At 58.0% G+C, this 21,101-nt stretch carries 14 protein-coding genes; 4 read left to right on the top strand and 10 right to left on the bottom strand.

Translation table 11 applies throughout. The annotated features are described in order from the left end of the window. Window positions 1-105: 105 nt before the first annotated feature. Together pssA and ilvC are read right to left on the bottom strand one after the other, a co-directional pair. Window positions 106-1,008: a CDP-diacylglycerol--serine O-phosphatidyltransferase gene (gene pssA, locus CMG77_RS08175; protein ID WP_123639500.1), complete on the bottom strand. Its 903-nt coding sequence runs from the start codon at window positions 1,006-1,008 to the stop codon at window positions 106-108. A gap of 112 nt (window positions 1,009-1,120) precedes the next feature. After that, window positions 1,121-2,137 carry a ketol-acid reductoisomerase gene (ilvC, locus tag CMG77_RS08180; RefSeq protein WP_286875828.1) on the bottom strand — a complete coding sequence of 339 codons (1,017 nt, stop codon included), beginning with the start codon at window positions 2,135-2,137 and terminating at the stop codon, window positions 1,121-1,123. A 145-nt stretch (window positions 2,138-2,282) separates the two neighbouring features. On the opposite strand from ilvC, the gene ilvY reads away from it, so the two are divergent. Together ilvY and CMG77_RS08190 are read left to right on the top strand one after the other, a co-directional pair. Then, window positions 2,283-2,957, top strand: a complete 675-nt coding sequence (ilvY, locus tag CMG77_RS08185; RefSeq protein WP_286904042.1) for an HTH-type transcriptional activator IlvY — start codon at window positions 2,283-2,285, stop codon at window positions 2,955-2,957. A gap of 13 nt (window positions 2,958-2,970) precedes the next feature. Next, window positions 2,971-3,159, top strand: a complete 189-nt coding sequence (locus tag CMG77_RS08190) for a LysR substrate-binding domain-containing protein (RefSeq protein ID WP_286904044.1) — start codon at window positions 2,971-2,973, stop codon at window positions 3,157-3,159. Window positions 3,160-3,201: 42 nt separating this feature from the next. Here CMG77_RS08190 and CMG77_RS08195 read toward each other — a convergent pair whose 3' ends face one another. The 5 genes from CMG77_RS08195 to CMG77_RS08215 form a co-directional block, all read right to left on the bottom strand. Further along, window positions 3,202-4,428 carry a glycoside hydrolase family 27 protein gene (locus CMG77_RS08195; protein ID WP_353743467.1) on the bottom strand — a complete coding sequence of 409 codons (1,227 nt, stop codon included), beginning with the start codon at window positions 4,426-4,428 and terminating at the stop codon, window positions 3,202-3,204. A 215-nt stretch (window positions 4,429-4,643) separates the two neighbouring features. Further along, a complete protein-coding gene (locus tag CMG77_RS08200; protein ID WP_502691798.1) occupies window positions 4,644-6,002 on the bottom strand; it encodes a glycosyl hydrolase in 1,359 nt (452 codons plus the stop codon). Window positions 6,003-8,743: 2,741 nt separating this feature from the next. After that, on the bottom strand, window positions 8,744-11,911 hold the full coding sequence (locus CMG77_RS08205) for a TonB-dependent receptor (protein ID WP_286904048.1): 3,168 nt from the start codon (window positions 11,909-11,911) through the stop codon (window positions 8,744-8,746). Window positions 11,912-12,296: 385 nt separating this feature from the next. Next, complete coding sequence (gene ilvN, locus CMG77_RS08210; protein ID WP_286904049.1) at window positions 12,297-12,788, bottom strand: acetolactate synthase small subunit; 492 nt, start codon at window positions 12,786-12,788, stop codon at window positions 12,297-12,299. 1 nt (window position 12,789) lies between these two features. Further along, window positions 12,790-14,526 (bottom strand): acetolactate synthase 3 large subunit, encoded by a 1,737-nt coding sequence (locus CMG77_RS08215; protein WP_286904050.1) that lies wholly within the window; start codon window positions 14,524-14,526, stop codon window positions 12,790-12,792. A gap of 512 nt (window positions 14,527-15,038) precedes the next feature. Between CMG77_RS08215 and CMG77_RS08220 the strand changes: the two genes are divergently transcribed. Beyond that, window positions 15,039-15,470 (top strand): DUF4124 domain-containing protein, encoded by a 432-nt coding sequence (locus CMG77_RS08220; protein WP_286904052.1) that lies wholly within the window; start codon window positions 15,039-15,041, stop codon window positions 15,468-15,470. 19 nt (window positions 15,471-15,489) lie between these two features. Here the strand turns inward: CMG77_RS08220 and clpB are convergent, their stop codons facing one another. The 3 genes from clpB to rluD form a co-directional block, all read right to left on the bottom strand. Then, window positions 15,490-18,135, bottom strand: a complete 2,646-nt coding sequence (gene clpB / locus CMG77_RS08225) for an ATP-dependent chaperone ClpB (protein ID WP_286904054.1) — start codon at window positions 18,133-18,135, stop codon at window positions 15,490-15,492. A gap of 96 nt (window positions 18,136-18,231) precedes the next feature. Continuing rightward, a complete protein-coding gene (gene pgeF / locus CMG77_RS08230) occupies window positions 18,232-18,993 on the bottom strand; it encodes a peptidoglycan editing factor PgeF (protein ID WP_286904056.1) in 762 nt (253 codons plus the stop codon). A gap of 20 nt (window positions 18,994-19,013) precedes the next feature. Next, window positions 19,014-19,961: a 23S rRNA pseudouridine(1911/1915/1917) synthase RluD gene (rluD, locus tag CMG77_RS08235; RefSeq protein WP_286904058.1), complete on the bottom strand. Its 948-nt coding sequence runs from the start codon at window positions 19,959-19,961 to the stop codon at window positions 19,014-19,016. Between the two features lie 150 nt (window positions 19,962-20,111). On the opposite strand from rluD, the gene CMG77_RS08240 reads away from it, so the two are divergent. Next, window positions 20,112-21,023, top strand: coding sequence for an outer membrane protein assembly factor BamD (locus CMG77_RS08240; protein ID WP_286904059.1), 912 nt, complete (start codon window positions 20,112-20,114; stop codon window positions 21,021-21,023). Window positions 21,024-21,101 lie beyond the last annotated feature (78 nt).

Here is a 21,101-nt window from a genome sequence, read left to right on the forward strand (position 1 = left end):
GTTTTTCAAGCAGCGCCTCGTCCTTTTGGCTGACCCTTCACTCCGGAAGAGGCGCGAACTATACGGATATGATCCGGGGCGCGCAAGTACTTTTTGAAAAAAGTTTTAAGGCTCCTTGCGTACCTCTTCGGGCGCATCCTCTTCGCCGGATTCAGCGCTGCCCTGAGCAGAGGAATCATCGCCCTCTTTACTGCTATTCACCCACCCCACCAGAGAGGCCCGGCGCCGCCAGAGCCAGATGGCCGGGCCCGACAGGCCGTAGGTGACTGACATGCACAGCAGCACAACCGGCGGGTTGATGCTGACCACCACAAACACCCCCACCACCATCAACATGACCACAAAGGGTACGCGCCCGCGGAAGTCGATGTCCTTGAAGCTGTAGTAGCGAACATTGCTGACCATTAACAGCCCGGCGATGGTCGTGATTAGCGCCGAGGCCACCGCGACGGACACCGACACATCGCCGCTATGGCCAGTCCATACGATGGACGCGAGAATGGCCGCCGACGGCGGGCTGGCCAGACCGACGAAGTACTTCTTGTCGACCACACCTATCTGGGTGTTGAACCGGGCCAAGCGCAAAGCGGCGCAGACGGCGAACACAAAGGCGGCCGCCCAGCCGAGCTTTCCCAAGTCCGACAGCGCCCAACTGAACATGACCAGGGATGGCGCCAACCCGAAGGACACCATGTCCGACAGACTGTCGTATTGTTCACCGAACGCGCTAGAGGTGTTGGTCAGCCTGGCTACCCGCCCATCCAGGCCATCCAGAGCCATGGCCACGAAAATGGCAATGGCCGCACTGTCAAAATTGCCGTGCATGGCGGAAATGATGGCGTAGAAGCCCGCAAAGAGAGCCCCGGTGGTAAACAGATTGGGGAGAAAGTACACCCCACGGTGCCGCACCTTCTTGCCGTTCTCGGAAACCTCCTCTACATGCTCGTCAAAGGGGAGAAAACCCTCATCCCCTTCCTGCAGCCGGGAGTCCTGATCGTTGTTTGTCATAGCCACCTCAACACTGAATTTCCTGTCCCCATGGTACACGAAAGCCCGCTGCAGGTGATCCCGCAGCGGGCTGAACGAGTGCTCGGGGCCCGGAGGGCCCCTGCGCAAGAACTCAGTTCTTGGACTTGTCGATGATCTTGTTGGAACCGATCCAGGGCATCATGGCGCGCAGGCGCTCACCGACCTGCTCGATCGGATGCGCCGCATTCAGACGACGACGGGCGGTCATCTCCGGGTAGTTCAGGGCGCCTTCGCTGATAAAGCGCTTGGCGTACTCACCGTTCTGGATGTTGCGCAGGGCCTGACGCATGGCTTCGCGGGACTCGTCATTGATGACCTGGGGACCGGTCACATACTCACCATACTCCGCGTTGTTGGAGATGGAGTAGTTCATGTCGGCAATACCGCCTTCGTACATCAGATCAACAATCAGCTTCAGCTCGTGCAGACACTCGAAGTAGGCCATTTCCGGGGCATAACCGGCTTCCACCAGGGTTTCAAAGCCGGCCTTGACCAGCTCAACGGTACCGCCACACAGCACCGCCTGCTCGCCGAACAGGTCGGTTTCGGTTTCGTCTTTAAAGGTGGTTTCAATAATACCGGTACGACCACCGCCGATAGCGGAAGCGTAGGACAGCGCTACGTCTTTGGCCTTGCCGGACGCATCCTGGAAAATCGCGATCAGATCCGGAATACCGCCGCCTTTGACGAACTCGGTGCGAACGGTGTGACCCGGAGCCTTGGGCGCCACCATGATGACATCCAGATCCTGGCGGGGCACGATCTGGTTGTAGTGGATGGCAAAGCCGTGAGCGAAGGCCAGGGTAGCGCCCTGCTTCAGGTTGGGCTCGATCTCGTCTTTATAGAGCGCAGACTGGAACTCGTCCGGAGTCAGAACCATGACGATATCGGCACTTTTCACCGCGTCGGCTACATTGGCCACTTTCAGGCCAGCGCCTTCGGCTTTCTTGACCGAGCCAGAGCCTTCACGCAGACCGACCACAACCTCAACACCGGAGTCCTTCAGGTTGTTGGCGTGCGCGTGACCCTGGGAGCCATAGCCCAGAATGGCCACTTTCTTGCCCTTGATGATGGAAAGATCACAATCTTTGTCGTAATAAACGTGCATGTTCATCTCCTGAATAGTCGCCCAAAGGCGGGGAACGATTGAATATCGGCCGGCAGTTTAAGGAAAAACACTCATAACGTAAAATGATATATTCGCAACTTGATATTGCATATAATGCAACATCAATCAACGGCAGGAGATCCCGATGGACGCCACAAAGCTTCGTCTCTATCTGGCGCTCGCCGCCACACGCCACTTTGGGCGAGCGGCTACCCAGTGTCACGTCAGCCCCTCCACCATCAGCCGCAACCTGAAACAGCTGGAAGAGGAGCTGGGCGTGACGCTGATGCTGAGGGATAACCGATCCGTGAACCTGACGCCCGAGGGCGAACGATTCCAACGGTTTGCCCGGGAAAGCCTTCAACAGTGGGAGACCTTTCAGGAAGCACTGCACCAGGGCGCCGACGAGCTGCGCGGCCAACTGAGCATTTACTGCTCGGTGACCGCCAGCTACAGCTTTTTGCACGACTTGCTGACCCAGTTCCGGGGCAGCTATCCCGGCATCGCCATCAAACTGCACACGGGGGACCCCGCCCAGGCGGTCGAGCGGATTCTGGCGGGACAGGAGGATATTGCGATTGCCGCCCGGCCCGACCGTCTGCCGGGAAGCCTGGAGTTCAAGTCCATTGCCGAGTCACCCCTGGTGTTCATCGGCCCCGAGGACCCGGCGTTNCTCNCCAANCAGGCCGGCTCCGAACAGGANTGGCGGCGCTGGCCGATCATCATCCCGGANGAGGGNATTGCNNGGGAGCGCTTTGACGGCTGGTGCCGGGCACAACAGCTCGACACCCGACATTTACGCAGAGGTCAAAGGCAATGAGGCAATCGTCAGCATGGTGAGCCTCGGTTTCGGGGTCGGATTGGTGCCAGAGATTGTGCTCAGAAACAGCCCCCTGCGCCAGCGGGTCAAGCCGCTGCCGCAGCAGCCGGACCTGGGGCCCTTCGAAACCGGCATCTGCGTGCTGCAAAGGCGGCTTAAAAGCCCNATTGTGTCAGCACTATGGGAACAGGTGGCGGGTTAACCCCCCCCGGAGCAGCTAACCCGCCACCAGCCATACAGNAATTTACCGCACTGGGGACAACCGCAACACNGCCACATCNTGTGCGGCCAGCTTTAACCGAAGCGGTTTACTGGTATCCCCCTCGCCATCTCNCCAAAGCCGANGCCAGGTGAACTGCTGATNGTGNAAGTTGATGTGATGGCCAAACTGATCATCCTTCACTTCAAAATGATGAGCCCAGTCGTGGGTATAGCTCAGCGGCGTATCCCCGCGGTTCAGAAACATGAAGGCCCAGTCACCGCCTTCCAGCGGNTTTACATAAATCATCAGCTCTCCCTGATGAAGGTACTTCATGGCCTGTANACCCAGAGNGTCCTGATTCAAGGCAATGATGTCTNGGTTCGTCAGAATGTCGCGTGTGGCATCACTCATGTTGCGCAGGTCGTTTCCGGCGATCAGCGGCGAGTTCAACATNGCCCACAGGGTGAAATGGCTGCGGTCCTGCGCCTCTGTCATACCGTTGCCCACTTCGAGCATATCGTAGTCGTTCCAATGACCTGGGCCCGCGTATTGACGCAGTCGCTCATCGGCACGCATNTCGAGAATCTTCAGAACACCCCAGGATGACCAGGAACCCCAACTCAGCTCGCANTCCCANCAGGGNTAGATATCGCCACTGACCCGCCAGGAGTGCCCCACNTCCTNCGCCCAATTCCAGGGCTGGTTNTCNCCCCACTCACAGATACTNAACANAATCGGTCGTCCGGCGCGTTTGAGCGCGTCGCGCATCGTAGTNTATGCGCCAATCGGGTTGATATTCTCGGTATCACACCAGTCGTACTTCAGGTAATCAATNCCCCACTCNGCGTAGGTACGCGCATCCTGATACTCGTAGCCTCGACTGCCCGGATAGCCNGCGCAGGTGGTATTACCCGCATCGGAATAAATCCCCAGCTTCAAGCCNCGCTGATGNACATANTCGGCCAGGGCTTTCATCCCGGAGGGAAACCGNTCNTTNTTAACCTGAATATTGCCCTGAGCATCNCGCTCACCGTGCCANCAATCATCNATNTTNATGTANTCNTNNCCNGCCGCTTTCANNCCCGACTCCACCATGGCNTCNGCCATTTCCCGAATCATNGACTCGTCGACNTTACANTCGAACGTNTTCCANCTGTTCCAGCCCATCGCNGGCGTATCGGCNAGNTGCNGAAACTTTTCGGCATTTGCGGCCAACGATGCCCAACCAANCAGAAAGCCGGTAGCCCANGTTAAAATTGTACTTCTCATAATGATTACCCTTATCAAAATATACGATTTATNTTACTTTTAAAAATTTGCGATAAAACGCCCATCAAGCCTGATGCAATGCTCCGTTNANGAACGGGTCGGCGCCAGGATCGAAAGACGAAAAATGAAACCAATGGTTTCCTTTTTGAAAAAGGTCTGAACNATCNTGTTCNCCCCCGGCCAGAAAACNCANTCGGAAGCGAACCTAGGAAGGATCAGTTTTCGCTGTGAAATTCCGGAAGCTCATCCAGAGTGANTACCAGCTCATGGTTGTAAACCTCAACTTTATGTGCATCTTCATTGTAGTACTCGCCCGTCCAGAAGTTACTGCTATTGGTAACACCTTCTTCACTGTCCCCGTCATTCCAGGTCACGAANNACAGCCACCAGGCGCCATCCTCCTTGATATTNTCCGGGTGAGGAATCGTGCCATTTTCTGTCAAGGCAACCATCTTGTCTTCACTGTCCGGATACTCGACGGCTTCGTTGAANTTGGGGAGTTTGGAGCCGTAATCTTGCGCATCTCCGTAAATATCTTCNCCAATAATATCNACNTATCGATCCCCCGGGTACCAATCAGCCGAGGCTCCATTCCATACCCAAATCAGATTATTCAGTTCGTGATGATTCGTTAACCGATCGTACAAATACTTCCAGAGCGCTATCTGTGCGTTAGCAGGTTGGACGGAATCATCTCGGGTCGCCCCCCACCAGAACCAGCCGCCTGATGCCTCATGCAAAGGGCGCCAGAGGACAGGAACGTCGGCGTCCTGGAGAGCCTTCAACTCCTGTGCAATACGGTCGACATCAGCCTCCAGCTGGGCGAACGCCTCAGACTCCCTATCAAGTTGATCGCCATCCATTGGTATTCTGAAGCCGGTGGATTCCGTATAGAACTCCAATGTTTCTCCAGACGGATCTCGCCAGTGCCAGTTGAACGTAACCAGCCCTCCCAGTTCCCAATGCGCGATCGCCTCTTCGGTCTGCATCAAACCAGACCACCCTTGCCCATCAGCTACGGTGTAGTTCATGAAGTCATAGCCCATGATCGCAGGGGCCAGCCCGGTGTCATTGACCACTCGCTGGAACATGTCGGTGGAATCTTTCCACGTCAAGTCTTGCTGACCTGACAGCACCTGCTTTCCGAAAACACTTTTCAGATAGCTGTAAACCGCCCGGGTTGTCTCGGTCGCATTGTCATTGACGAGATTCTCTGCAACATCCAGTTTTTCAACCGTGGGGGCGTTGGGGTCCATATCACCCATCTCGACAACGCAGATTTCTTCCTCCTGACTGATTACCTGCTGCCCCCAGCCATCGCCATCGGGATCGACCGATGCCTCCGGCTCAGTACAATAGGGGTATTCTCCTCCCTCAACCTCAACATAGGTCAGCGCCTCTTCTGGATCCTGTTGATTGGTATCGGGACCATCTTCAATAGCGTTATTACTACCACACCCCAGAATACCTGCCGTAAAAGCCAGAATGGCTGCGGCACAGGTGTTACTTTCAAACAGATAGCGTTTCATTTGGTCTCTTCCAGTATCAACCCACTTGTACAGACAACAAAACATCGAACCAGAGCTCCCAATAACAGAGGGAGCCCTGGTCCCGCTGCTCAGATCTACTCGGCCGCAGGAAATCTGGCCGGAACGGAGGTCTCCATCAGACCACCCTTACCATGAACGACTTGCTCACCCCGATCCGTCAAATCCACGCTGGTCTCTTCAGAGTTGGACAGATCAAACCCGGTCGCGCTTTCCGAATTATCAATCCACGTCCAGGCCAACCAACCAAAGGGGGCGGAACGCTCGAACGAGGCAACATCCGCAAGCAAGTCATCTGCTACCAAGCCGCCTTCGACCATATCCACTTCCAGCCAATCAAACTGTTCCGCATAGTGGAAATCAATCAGTTGGACCACTTCTTCCTCAACCTCCAACGGAATGTCACCCTCGATACGCATTTCTCCGACTTTGATTGGCGCATCGGGCATATCGCTGACGCCGAACACCTGGAAACCAAAGTGTTGCGGAGTGCCGTTGCGCTCAAANCCTTCGGGCAACTCCATGACGAACTCTTTGGTCACCCACTCACCCGGCGTCAGATCTTCAATGGTCCAGACCGCGAGATTGGTGTGGTTGGACCAATTAGCATCCTGAATGAACACGCGGAATTCAAAGTCCTCCGGTGCCTGAGCGTAGGCCTCATCCAACTGCAGGGTCAGAGTCATTTCCAGGGTTTCACTGTTGAGATTGAAGTTTTCCACCTCGTTCAGATTATTCTTCTGGACAGCGAAAGTGCGGTTATTATCATCCGAGGTATCACCCGCCTCAGAAGGGCGCGGTGACATGACCAGAGCACCATCTTCCGCCGATACACTGACCGGCAGAGTGTGCCAACCGAGCACCGCCCAGCCATCGGTTCCTTCGGTGAAATCAGACTGATACTGGGTGCCCCACTCGAAGGCAACCTGCTCTTCAGGCAACCCAAGCACTGTGATGTTATCGAACAGAATCGGCTCAACACTGCCATTCAAGTTACCCATCTGGATCCCAAGGTCTGAGCCACCCGCCCACTCTGCCTCAAAGGTGAGAGTAGTCCACTCGCCGAACGTGACATTGCCACCTCCCAGATAGTTTGCCGTTTGCCAGCCCGCGGTATTGGACAGGACAGTGAAGTAAAGCTCCTGACTGGCATCGCCGTAAGCCGCTGGCACCAATACGTCGAGGGTAATTTCGACCTGCCCCGAGTAGCTGACCCCTTCCATAGCACCTGATAGCGCCAGCACTTCACCNTCCCCAGCNTCCCGGGTGAGAGCAAGAGCGCCATCCACTTCTGAAACGCCAGTTTGCGGATCCTCCCAGGACGCTGGCGCCCANTCGGCAACACCATCATCGAAGGTCCATTCCCGCAGCAACTCCGGGACAGACGCCTCGATAACTTTGATGTTGTCAANNCGAAGNTCGCCATTCACCTCGGGATTCTTNCCATTGGCCACCAACTCCAGCCCGATTTTGGTGACACTGGANGCATCAAAGCCGTCTTCNGCCCAGCCAAAGGAGCTATCGTCCTGAANAACTTTTTNCANGCTTGACCANCNGTTGGCCTGCAGGCTATCGGCTGAGTTCCACCCCAGGTTGGCGTANCGCCCTTCACTATCCCGNAGGTACATCTGAAGCCCCATGACGCCCTCGCCTTCCGCGGCCTGCATGTAGGCCTCATCCAGATAGACCTCCATACTCACTTCCCGGCCAAGNACACTCATCGACTCCGGCAGCACNGCCAGATAACCGGCTTTGTCGTCTGGCGTCTGCCAATCNATGGGCAACTGAGCTGCNTTATCTCCGGCGGCCANGATCATCAANTCCTGGTGNCGNATAGCGTCNTCTTCCNCATTGGNGTCACCGAANTCACTGACAACGACCGGTATACGCTCGCCNTNCAANAGCTCCATCGCCGANGCCATATCGTCCCGGTCACGCCAGNGCGATCCNAAAGCATGNACAGANAGAACAATATTTTCCTCATCATCNGCGGCCAACAGCTCCCGCCCCCGATTACCAAGGAAGGCATNGTAATCCTGGCCACAGCCGGGCGCATCAATCACGATCGGGTTGCGGAATCCGGCCCGGCGCATCTGCCGGATNACGGCTTTGTAATTGTCAATGTAGATCCGNTACCCCTGACTGTACGANTTNAAAATGCCGGTCGGTCCCCACTTGCTCGCCAGATTGAGCATAACGTGGGGCTGGAAGCGGTCTTGCACCAGCACCGGAACCCACTCGTTCAGCCACAGGTCGTTCACCGCCCCAAACAGAGCTTCATCATCGGCGGCACATGCAACCTCGGGCTCCCAATAGGTCACTATTGCCACGAGGCCAGCATCGACCGCAGTGAGCAGCGCCGCCTCGAGCTCATCCGCNGTGGTGTCAGAGCGGAGTTGTAANCGCACCACATTAGAGCCCACCTCNTGAATCGAGGTAATACCATTGATTCGCTCCAAGGGGTTATCGCCGTATTGCAGGTTTACACCGCGCAAAAGCACTGNTTCACCGGTGGCATCGAGCAACTGNGANCCATCGGATGACAAGACCGGNGCATTNTCCGAAGGACGCGGNCGCCCCTCATCTCCTTGAACAGGTTCNGGNATCAGCTTGTGCTTTTCTGAATCCGGGGTGTCCAACATGCTGCCGCCGCAGGCTTGCAGGCCGAAGGCACAGGCGAGCAGCGCTANATANCCAATTTGTTTTTTCATAATGAACTCCGAAATTATTCTTAGTCGGTTAAGCCTTNATTGATGTCAGCNCGATCGTTANAACGAGAGGCTGACGCCGGCTGCATAGCGGCGNTCCTGAACCCACAGCGAACGGAAATGATTNTCCCACTGGCCATAGCTGTGGCGGCTTTCACTGGTCAGATTGGTGCCGTTCAGGTATAGGCTTATGTTGTCGTTGATCCAGTAATTGACGGACAGGTCGAGGTAACCGGTTGGCTCAAGCCACTGCCCCATTTCCATGACGGCAGCGGTCGTATTGACTTCGAACCGCTCCATGTACTCTTCGCTTCGCCAGTTGTACGCCGCGCGAACATTGAGCCCCCCTTTGTCGTACCACAGAATCAGGTTGGCCTGATGCTCGGAGTTAGAGGGCAGCGGAAACTTGTTCCCTTCCAGATCCGAGTATTGGGACTCGCTTTGCGAGTAGGTGTAGTTCGCTTCGATGCCCGTCGCACTGAGGTNCTCCCCGGGCANGAAAGTGAACGGCTGCTTATAGCCCACCTCCAGCCCGTATAAATCCGAGGCACCGGTGTTTCGCGTGGTCCAGATATTGGCGCGGCGACCGCGGTCGATNCCATCAAGGTCTCGGAAGGAGCGCTGTTCCTGNCCCGGNTCTACGGCGGTTTCCACGTCAATCAGGAACAGGCTGGCACCCAAGATGGAGTTCTCGGCGAAGTACCACTCTGCCGCCGTGTTATAGACCCGGGCCCGCCAGGGCTCGATATCCGGACGCCCCTGATCTTCACCTCCTCCAACACAACCGACATCATCCTGTACCGGACCGGAGGGACCNACCACCATGACCGGCTCACCNTTTTCATCGGTTTTAGGGCAGCGCTGGTACCAGAGGTTCANGCTGGCNCCGACGTTATCCAGATCATTTCGGGTCATAGTCTCAGCAAAGCCGAAACGAACGGTGACATCGTCTGTGGGAAACAGGTTGAAGTTGACTGAAGGCAACACATCGGTGAAGTCCACTTCATCGGTTTGCGTGCCGTAAACAAACGCAAGCTTCTGCCAGTCGTCATAGCCGATGGAATTGAACATATCGAGAACTTCCGGCACATCATTTCGGATGACCGTCCGATCGGTCTGAACCACTTTCACCCCGACATTGCCTGAGTAGGGGATACCGAAGAGTCCCTGATCGAAATTCTCGAAATTCACCTGTACGTGAGCGGAAGTACTGGCCTCTTCCACGTCGTAGCTGTAGCCGGGGTTTTCCACGGCCCGCACCTCGCCGTACAGACGTGTCATAAAGTCATAGGGGCTGTCCCAGGCGTCGGGGTTCAGAGCCGCTACGCCGTCTTCAAACCCACCAATGGGGCCAAAATCGGTAAAGACGACGGTGTCGTCACCGCTAAACCCATTGTCCTGTANACCACCGACCTCGACCAGNTTGATATTGGTTTCCGAAAAATCGAANTTGCGCCAGTCGGGGTAGCGTTGCCACACNAGGTTNCCCGGAAGCAGCTTGTAGCGCAGATCCGCGGGAACCCGCGGATCTTCCCAATCGGTATANCGTCCGGTAGCAGTCACATATTCGAATCGGTCGCTGCGTGCCTCCCGAATCCCGTGACGCAAGCCAACATCAATGGANTCGACCAGNCCCCAATCCAGACGCAGNTTNACATCCGCNCGCACGACATCCANCTCCGCCTCAAGATTGCTCCCTTGAGCGAACCCTTGGTACTGGTCGAGAACCGCCGGATCGGCCAAACTGGGCCCTTGATAGTGGAACTCGGGATAATCCGGTCGATAATCCACCGTCACGCGGTAACCTTCCACCGGNTCCTTACCATCTTCACCATCCTCATCAACCCAGAGCCACGCCGGAGTCCCCTGCTGGAACGTCGCTTCGCGGGTCTGACTCTCTGCTTCACCGTGGACATAACGCACACTGGCGATCAGGTTGTCGTGATTGGTGTAGTTCANTTCCAGGTTGGTGTTGATGGCNGCNGTTTTTTCTATGTCGTTATCCGAGCGGGTCTGGAAGTCNGCCGCCCAGACATCCGCCACGGTGACGTANTACANGTCATGATTGACNGTATTACCGGCGCCGTCCGGCACCCCAATGGTGGCTCCGTANTCAACCTGAGTATGGGGNGAGTCCTGCACGACGTTGTACACATTCTCGCTAAAGACNCCAGGCTCACCATTGACCTCAAACGACTGCGGAGTACTACCNCCGTTAAAGCCGGCGCTGACCCCTCGATCGTATCGGTCCATACGGGTGTAGAACACATCACCCTTGAGAGTAAAATTATCGTTGAGCTCCCACTCCGCGCTGACGGTGCCGCCCGTGCGCTCACGCTCCATGAATTGACTGTTGGCACTGTAACGNTCGGGNACNATGTACCANTCGTTCGGNTTNCCGGTGCCNGCCAAATCCGGGGCATTGTTTACCGGGTCTGGGCCCACGGGTAGCGGTGCCCCNCCCTGAGACTCCAGAAAGCCCAGACGATGNCCATTCCAGATGGAGTAGTTGGCCGCGTTGGAAATCGAGTGNTTNAGGTTGGCGTANACGGCNAGTCGATTNTCAAAGTTGTANCCCACCATGACACTGGCACTGTGGTCCGGGTCGCGGGTGCCTTCCGTGCCATCGGCTTTCATNTCGTTTTTGGAGCGCTGACCCTGNGCCGCCTCCAGACGCAGACGNCTGGTCCAGCCTTCATCCAGCGCCAGGGGCTTGAANGTNCTCAGATCAACCACCCCGGATACNCCNCCCGAGAGCATGGAAGCACTTTGAGATTTGTACACGTCTACGCCGCTCATCAGGCCAGCAGGGATGTCAGAGTAGTCCGGCTGAACGCCGGTAATCGATTGAGGGCTGAGAAACTGTTCTCCATTGAGCGTGGTCAACACCTGAGGCATACCACGAATGTTCAGACTGGTGCCCTCATTGGCTTCTCGGGTGATCTGCACCCCTGTCACCCGCTGAAGTGAATCGGTGATGGTGGTATCGGGAAGCCGGCCAATGTCTTCGGCAACAATGGAGTCGACTATACGATCAGAGTCGCGNTTGATATCAATGGCCATTGACTGAGAAGCCCGTACTCCGCGCACGATGACTTCTTCGAGAAGACTAGTTTCCTCTTCACCGCCTCCCTGCTCTTGNGCTTGCACCCCCACACTACTCAGTGCGCAGCCGATGGCCAGTGCCAAAGCGGTTTTCTGCGAACCATACCCTCTGCGTTTGATCATACTGACATTCCTCTTATTACTTTTATTAACGTTATTGACTNGGNGAAANCNNGTCGCCTTNNGNGTGANTCCGAGCCGNTGAGNGNNCCGNTGANGCCNCNANTCAGGGTTTCTNTNTNGTCTNNGNNNCCCCTTTATTCTNTGTAACCGGTTCCACNACTGNAGGCAAAAATAAGCTCCCTGAGGNGNNCAGNAAGCCTNNNAGNATCTGTAACCGATTACAAATAGCCTAGCNNAAATNNNTTTTNGTGGCAANCNNAAAANGNNGNGNTGNGTATTTTTNTCGGTACGATTTGGTCTANAAANGGAGGGANTTTATAACGAAAGCNNTCANTNCCNCGNCACAGNACCTTTGATCCGGCNCCCTCCCTGGCGCCANNCGAGGCTACAGACTCANTACTTTTTCNCCNCGNGANATACCNGANACNCCNGAGCGCACCACTTCCAGAATGGACGCTTCGCCCACNGCCTGAAAGAAGGCNTCCAGTTTGTCGCTGGTGCCGGTGATCTGGATGACGTACAGCGAGCTGGTGACATCCACNATCTGGCCNCGGAAGATGTCNACACAGCGCTTCACTTCNGCNCGCTGGGCACCGGAGGCNTTGACNTTGACCAGCATCAGCTCACGCTCAATGTGGGCGCCTTCGGTCAGATCCACCAGTTTGACCACATCNATCAGCTTGTTCAGGTGCTTGGTGATCTGCTCAATCTTGTGATCATCNCCAATGGTGGTCAACGTCAGGCGAGACAGGGTCTCGTCTTCGGTGGGGGCNACCGTCAGGGTTTCAATGTTGTAGCCNCGCTGGGAAAACAGCCCGACCACCCGGGACAGTGCGCCCGGGGCGTTTTCAATCAATACCGAAATAATACGTTTCATGTCAGGTACGCTCCGTCTTGCTCAGCCACATGTCGCGCATGGACCCATTGGGTGCAACGTGCATGGGGTATACGTGTTCGCTTGGGTCAACCTGGATNTCCATAAACACCACCCGNTCTTTCATGGCGAAACACTCTTCCATNTTGGCTTTGAGGTCTTCTTTGCGCTCCACGCGNATGCCGACATGCCCGTAGGATTCCATCAGCTTGACGAAATCCGGCAGAGTCTCCTCGTACAGTGATTCGGAGTAGCGGCTTTCGTACTGCATATCCTGCCACTGCTTGACCATACCCAGGGCATGGTTATTCAGGCAGATGATTTTCACCGGCAGGTGATACTGGGTACAGGTCGCCAGNTCNTGGATGCACATCTGNATGCTGCCTTCCCCGGTCACGCAGGCGACNACCGCATCNCGGTGCGCCATCTGNACGCCCATNGCCGCCGGCAGGCCGAAGCCCATGGTGCCCAGNCCACCGGAGTTGATCCAGCGACGCGGNTTGTCGAACAGATAATACTGGGCNGCAAACATCTGGTGCTGNCCCACGTCAGAGGTGACGTAGGCATCGCCCCCNGTCACTTCGTACAGCGCCTTGATCACATCCTGAGGCATGATNTTNTCGCCGTCGGTGTTGTAGCGCGNCNCGGTATAAAGACCGTGACGGGTNCGCCACTCGTCAATCTGCTTCCACCAGGCCTTGATCGCATCGGCGTCCGGCNGNTCTTTGCTCTCTTTGACCATGGCCAGCATTTCGGTCAGCACGCTCTCCACCGANCCAACGATAGGCACATCGGCGGCAACCGTTTTGGAAATGGAGGCCGGATCCACATCAATGTGGATGATCTTGGCATTGGGGCAGAACTTGCTGACGGTGTTGGTTACCCGGTCGTCAAAGCGTGCNCCCACGGCGAGAATGACATCGCTGTGATGCATGGCGGTATTGGCTTCAAAGGTGCCNTGCATGCCCAGCATACCCAGGAACTGGCGGTCGGAACCCGGGTAGGCCCCCAGCCCCATCAGGGTATTGGTGACCGGGAAGTTCANGCGTTTGGCCAGATCGGTCAGCAAATCGGAACCATTACCCTGAATAACACCACCACCGGCATAAATGACCGGACGCTTGGATTCCAGCANCAANTGGACGGCTTTNCGNATCTGCCCGGTNTGCCCGCGAGTGGCCGGATTGTAGGAGCGGATCTTGACCTTTTCCGGGTANTCGTANGGGAAGGTCTCACCGGGCGCCGTGATATCTTTGGGNATATCAATGACCACGGGGCCGGGACGACCGGTTGAGGCAATGTAGTAAGCCTTNTTGACGATTTCCGGAATCTCGCTCGGATGCTTGACCATAAAGCTGTGCTTTACGATCGGCCGGGACACACCCACCATGTCCGTTTCCTGNAACGCATCTTCACCAATGCGCTCAGAGACCACCTGACCGGAAATGACCACCATCGGAATCGAGTCCATATAGGCGGTGGCAATACCGGTAATGGCATTGGTCGCACCGGGGCCGGACGTCACCAGCACTGTGCCCACCTGACCGGTCGCNCGCGCATAGGCGTCCGCCGCNTGGGTGGCCGCCTGCTCGTGACGGACCAGGATGTGCTTGACGTCTTTCTGCCGAAATATGGCATCGTAAATATGCAGGGCCGCACCGCCCGGGTAACCGAACACGTGCTTGACGCCTTCGTCCCGCAGGGAGCGAATCAGCATATCTCCGCCTGATAGCATTTCCACTGGGTAACCTCTCAAATAACCATGAATGTATGAACTCAGGGGTCGCAACAACCACAAACCACGAAGCCACGGCCTGCCCGCCCTTCGGATCGGGAGCTGTGCTTCTCTGAATCGAGTCAGTCTTGGGATTCCCCGACCTCCCGCGCGGGTAGCAATTGCGGGCTGGCTCTGGGCAGGCGGCGTAGGTTAACGCGCCTTCGCGGCTGCGGATGGTTCGGGGGCCGGGTCGGCCTCCGGTGTAGAGTACGGCACCGAGGTTGTCGGCTGGCTCTACACGCCATCGTGCGAACTTGCTATTGTTCGGAAAATGCTCCGGAAAGTCAAGAGTAAACAGGGACTTGGGCGATAAGTTCACAAATCGGGGACAAGTTCGGCCTCTGGCGCGGGACACACCTTTCTCGACGGGTCCCTCCGGGCTATAGTGTATCCATGATACATGCGGCGCGAGGCCATGAGCGCAGGATGGCTTTTACCGGCCCACTACCGCCGCCCGCCAACGAAGGGAGCCCAACATGAAACACCCGCTTCTGGCCGTGCTGGCCATCACGCTCTGCGCCACCCCACTGACGGGGCTGGCCGATCAGGTTTACCGCTGGGTCGATGATGAGGGAGTAACGCATTTTACGTCTCATCCGCCCAAGGGGCGTCCATCGGAAACTCTGCGCACCCAGACAGGCCACAGCGAACCGGTGGATTACTCCAGCCAGTATCCACGCCCCGAACCCGAGCAGCCGGAACCACAATCGGCGGCCAGCAATGNCGAGCAACCCTCGNAACAGGAGCTGGATGAAGCCTGTCAGNGGGCCCGACAGAANCTGGAAACCCTGGAGCGGGGAGGCCGGATTGCCGTAGAGACCGAGGACGGCAGTCGGCGTTACCTGGGCGAGGAGGANCTGTCCGAACGGGCGGAAACCGCCCGCCAGATTATGGACCGAGCCTGCTGAAGCAACNCCGAGCGCGCACTCAGTGGAGCGCGCGCTTCTCGAAGCTCAAGCGGTCGCCCTTGAGCACCGCATGGATATTATCCCCCGGCACAAAGCGCCCCTGAAGAATATCCTGGGCCAGCGGGTTTTCGATCTGCTGCTGGATCGCCCGCTTGAGTGGCCGGGCGCCGTAGACCGGATCGAACCCGGATTCGGCCAGTTTATCCATCACCGCATCGTCCAGGCTCAAGGTCAGATCCCGCTCAGCCAGACGCTTNCGCAGCAGGCTGAGCTGAATATCGGCAATGCCGCGAATCTGCTCACGACCCAATGGGTGGAACACCACCACTTCGTCTACCCGGTTGATGAACTCCGGCCGGAAGTGACGTCCCACCACNTCCATGACCGCGTCTTTCATNGCCGCATAGCNGTTTTCATTGCCCAGGGAGTCTCCGGTTTTCTCTTCGTCGAAGCTCACGGTGTCGTAAGAGCGATCTTCCGCCAGGTCCTGAATGCGATCCGAACCGAGGTTGGAGGTCATCACGATCACGGTATTGCGGAAGTCCACGGTCCGGCCCTGGCCATCGGTGAGNCGGCCATCTTCCAGCACCTGCAACAGGATGTTGAACACNTCCGGGTGGGCTTTTTCCACCTCATCCAATAACAGCACCGAGTAGGGACGACGGCGCACCGCTTCGGTGAGATAACCGCCCTCTTCNTAGCCNACATAGCCNGGNGGNGCNCCGATCAGGCGAGCCACGGAGTGCTTCTCCATGAACTCGGACATGTCGATGCGCACCATGGCTTCCTGGCTGTCGAACAGGAACTCCGCNAGGGACTTACACAGCTCGGTTTTACCCACCCCGGTTGGCCCGAGNAACAGGAAAGAGCCGTTGGGGCGGTTCGGGTCCGACAGGCCGGCCCGGGAACGACGCACCGCATTGGCCACNGCGACCACNGCNTCGTGCTGACCGATNACCCGCTGNTGCAGGGCATCCTCCATCCGGATCAACTTGTCCCGNTCGCCCTCAAGCATTTTGGAAACCGGAATGCCGGTCCACTTGGAGACCACTTCTGCAATCTCCTCATCGGTCACCCGGTTGCGGAGCAGNTTCATTTCCATCATTTCGACNTGGCTGGCCATATCCAACTGCTTCTCCAGCTCAGGNATGACGCCGTACTGCAGCTCCGACATACGGGCGAGATCGCCCGCNCGGCGCGCCGCCTCCATNTCCAGCCGGGCCTGCTCCAGGTTGCTNTTGATCTCATGGGAGCCCTGCAGCGCGGCTTTTTCCGCNCGCCAGACTTCGTCGAGNTCGGCGTACTCACGNTCGAGCCGGTCGATATCCGANTCNATTTTTTCCAGGTGTTTTTTACTCGCCTCNTCNTCGTCCTTTTTGACCGCCTCGCGCTCAATTTTGAGCTGGATGAGACGCCGCTCCAACCGGTCCATCTCCTCCGGCTTGGAATCAATTTCCATCCGGATACGACTGGCCGCCTCNTCGATCAGGTCAATGGCCTTGTCCGGCAGTTGCCGGTCGGTGATGTAGCGCTGGGACAGTTTGGCGGCGGCGATAATGGCCGANTCGGTAATGTCNACNCCGTGGTGGACTTCGTAGCGCTCTTTCAGGCCNCGCAGAATGGCGATGGTATCGGCCTCACTCGGCTCGTCCACCAGCACTTTCTGNAAGCGACGNTCCAGNGCGGCGTCTTTCTCGATGTACTGGCGATACTCATTCAGNGTGGTGGCCCCGACNCAGTGCAGTTCGCCGCGCGCGAGNGCCGGTTTGAGCATATTGCCCGCATCCATGGCGCCTTCGGCCTTGCCGGCCCCNACCATGGTGTGCAGNTCGTCGACAAACAGAATGACCTGCCCCTCTTCCCGGGCCAGCTCTTTGAGCACGGACTTCAGNCGCTCTTCAAACTCGCCACGGAATTTGGCACCCGCCAGCAGGCTGCCCAGATCCAGCGACAGGAGACGTTTGTTTTTCAGGCCTTCGGGGACTTCGCCGTTGACGATTCGCTGGGCGAGNCCTTCCACGATGGCNGTTTTACCGACACCGGGCTCACCAATCAGTACCGGNTTGTTTTTGGTNCGGCGCTGCAGGACCTGGATGGTCCGGCGAATTTCATCGTCCCGGCCAATCACCGGATCCAGCTTNCCGGCTTCGGCCCGGGCGGTGAGATCCAGGGTGTATTTTTCCAGCGCCTGGCGATTGCCCTCGGCGTCGGCATCGTCCACGGTTTCACCGCCGCGGACTTTCTCNACNGTCTGCTCCAGGCTGGTGGCNTCACCAAACTGTTTGAGCANTTTGCCCAACTGGCTNTCGCCNTCGAGCATGGCGGCCANNAGNACCGACTCGCTGGANACAAATTTGTCACCNGCTTTCTGGGCGCGACGATCGGCCAGATTGAGCAGGCGGCCGAGCTCCTGGGACATACCCACATCGCCGGTCGGATTCTGCACNTTGGCCAGGTTCTCCAGTTGCTTGGCCAGNTCATTGCGCAGGCCGGTCATATTGAANCCGGATTGCGCNAGGAGTGAGCGAGCCGTGCCGCCCTGTTGNTCCAGAAGCGCCTGGAGCAGGTGGTAGGATTCCAGCTGGCTATGATCCCGGCCCACNGCCAGGGACTGAGCGTCAGACAACGCGGTTTGCAGCTGGTTGGTCAATCGATCAATGCGCATGGGTGTGCCTCAAGAATAGTCATTACTGNTAACCNNGTATGGTTAAAAGAATGGGGGCACACCNCGAAAAAGCAAGGCGCGAGGCCGCGCTTTNTGTCAGGGGTTGATCCAGATCAAGCTGGCCATCCGGCCGGTGTCGCGATCCCGGCGATAAGAATAAAANCGCTCGNGGTCGCGGTAGGTGCAGAAATCACCGCCGTAAACGGCGGTNANCCCCAGNGCCTCAAGCTCGGCGCGAGCCAGNNCNTACAAATCGCCCTGAAAATGCATCGGCTTCTGNCCGGGCTGGAAGGCCTGNGCAATGGCNTCNTTGTGGGCTTCGTTGCGCGCCTGNTCAAAAAACGCCTCNAGCACNTCNACCCCCACCTCAAAGTGGGGCTGAGACANCGCGGGACCGAGGTAGGCCAGCAACTGCNCCGAGGGTTCNCTNAANCGNGCNACCGCCGCTGCCAGNACNCCCTGNGCCAAGCCCCGCCAGCCNGCNTGCACCGCCGCCACTCGCGTGCCCTGCTGATTGCACAGCAGCACCGGCAGNCAATCNGCGGTCAGCACCGCGCAGGCCAGTCCGGGCTGTTTCGTATGACAGCCATCGGCGGTCAAAACCCGGCCATCGTCCTGNGCCTCGACCACCGCCGTGCCATGAATCTGCTCCAGCCATTGAGGTNCGCGCTCCAGCCCGAGNTCNGCCTGCAGCAGAGNACGGTTGCGCTGCACCGCCGAGGCGTCGTCCCCCACGTGCAATGCCAGGTTGAACTGAGCGTAGGGGCCCTCACTCACGCCCCCCTGGCGGGTGGTGATGGCGGCCCGCACTCGCTCCGGGGCGGGCCAGTCGGGGCGGATAAGCTCAAGCTCGGACATAGCAGTCTCCGGTGATTGACTCAGCCGGCCCGAAGNGCGGCCAGNAAAGATTGGAAGTCNTCGGGCAAGGGCGCGGTCCACTCACGATACTCCCCCGTACCGGGGTGCTCCAGCCCCAGCCGNGCCGCGTGCAGCGCCTGNCGGGGGAAGCTTTTCAGCTCGTGAATCAGCTCGTCACTGGCGCCCTTGGGAATTTTGAAGCGCCCGGCATAGGTGGCATCACCCACCAGCGGGTGGCGGATATGCGCCATATGCACCCGGNTCTGATGGGTGCGGCCGGTTTCCAGCTTGACCCGGATATGGGTGTGGGCCGCAAAGCGCTCCAGCAGCCGATAGTGGGTCACGGCGCGCTTGCCGCCGCGCTCCAGAACGGCCATTAATTTGCGCTGGCGCGGGTGGCGACCAATGGGCGCATCCACGGTACCACCACCGGTCATGGTGCCAATGGCCACCGCCTCGTATTCGCGACTGACAATGCGCTCCTGCAACTGCTCTACCAGGTCGGTGTGGGCCGACAGTGTCTTGGCCACCACCATCAGGCCCGTGGTGTCCTTATCCAGACGATGCACGATGCCCGCCCGGGGCACCCCCTCCAGGGCCGGGCAGTGATGCAGAAGCGCGTTCAGCAGGGTCCCGGTGTGATTGCCCGCCGCCGGGTGCACCACCAGACCGGCGGGCTTGTTGATCACCAGCAGGTCGTCGTCTTCATAAACAATGTTCAGGTCGATGGCCTCGGGCTCCCATTCTCCCTGCGCTTCGAGCTCCGCCTCCAGGCGCAGGGTCTCCCCGCCCAGCAGGCGCTCCTTGGGCTTGGCAATACGTCCGTCCAGGGTCAGTTGGCCGTCCTTTATCCAGGATTGGAGCCGGGCCCGTGAGAATTCAGGGAACAACCCGGAGGCGACCTGGTCGAAGCGCATGCCGGCCATATCCGGGGGCACGCGGGTGCTCTGTTGCAATTGATCCGCCATGGGGCGTGATTACCTCTATCGAGTGCGAGAGTGCGCGGCCCCNCCGGGGGCGCTTTGGTATACGCACGCTCTGTGTTTTAATAGCCCGCTGCTCCAGTGGGCCGGTACGGAGCCCACTGACTTTTGAATCGTGAACGAGTTTTGAATCCTATGCGAGTCCTGCAACTCCTACTGCTCGGCGGCCTGTTGGCGCTGATTACCGCCTGCTCCAATACCGATCGCGAGCCAGAGTATACCAGTGAGGCCGACCTTTACGAGGCCGCGCAGGCGCAAATGCGCCGCAGNCAGTGGGAAACCGCCATCAGNAACCTGCANTCACTGGAAGANAACTTCCCGTTTGGCACCTATGCCGAGCAGGCCCAGCTGGAGNTGATTTACGCCTANTANCGCTCCGGCGACGCCGATATGGTATCGGCCACGGCCGACCGATTCATCCGNCTTCACCCCCAGCACCGCAATGTGGATTACGCCTATTATATGAANGGGCTNAGCTCCTTTACCGAGGGTCGNGGNATGTTCGAGCGGGTGCTGCCGACGGACCTNACCCAGCGNGACCCCGGNGCCGCACGGGACTCCCTGGACCACTTCGCCCAGCTCCTCACCCGCTTCCCGGACAGCATTTACGCNTCGGACGCCAAGCGCCGCATGCTGTACCTGCGCAACCTGCTGGCCCGCTACGAAATTCACGTGGCCAACTACTACTTCAAACGCGGCGCCTATGTNGCNGCCACCAACCGNGGGCGCTACGTACTGGAAAACTTTGATACCACCCCNGCCGTNCCNGATGCNCTGGCNGTGATGGTGCAGGGCTACGANCTGCTGGATATGCCGGAGNTGTCCGCCCAGATGCTGGANATCCTCAAGCTGAACTACCCGGACCACCCGGCGCTGAACGACGANGGNTCTTTTGANTTCCAGTACAGTTCGGATGAGGGCGATCGCAGCTGGCTGAGCCTGATCACCTTTGGCTTGTTCGACAAGAGTGAGCCACCGGGCTTTGATACCCGGGAGCTTTATAATCCGGAATATCAGGACGCGCCNCAGCCGCCTTCAGGGGTTTGATGGCTGTTTTGGTGTGACCGTGTCGGGTTACGCGCTGGGCGCTAACCCGACCTAAGGGAAAGCGCCCGCTCTTACCGT

The sequence above is a fragment of the Marinimicrobium sp. genome (assembly GCF_002695945.1).
Lineage (GTDB): Bacteria > Pseudomonadota > Gammaproteobacteria > Pseudomonadales > Cellvibrionaceae > Marinimicrobium > Marinimicrobium koreense.

Excerpts from the sequence above, each read along its gene's own strand:
- pssA (WP_123639500.1), bottom strand. The coding sequence starts at position 1,008 with ATGACAAACAACGATCAGGACTCCCGGCTGCAGGAAGGGGATGAGGGT.
- ilvC (WP_286875828.1), bottom strand. The coding sequence starts at position 2,137 with ATGCACGTTTATTACGACAAAGATTGTGATCTTTCCATCATCAAGGGC.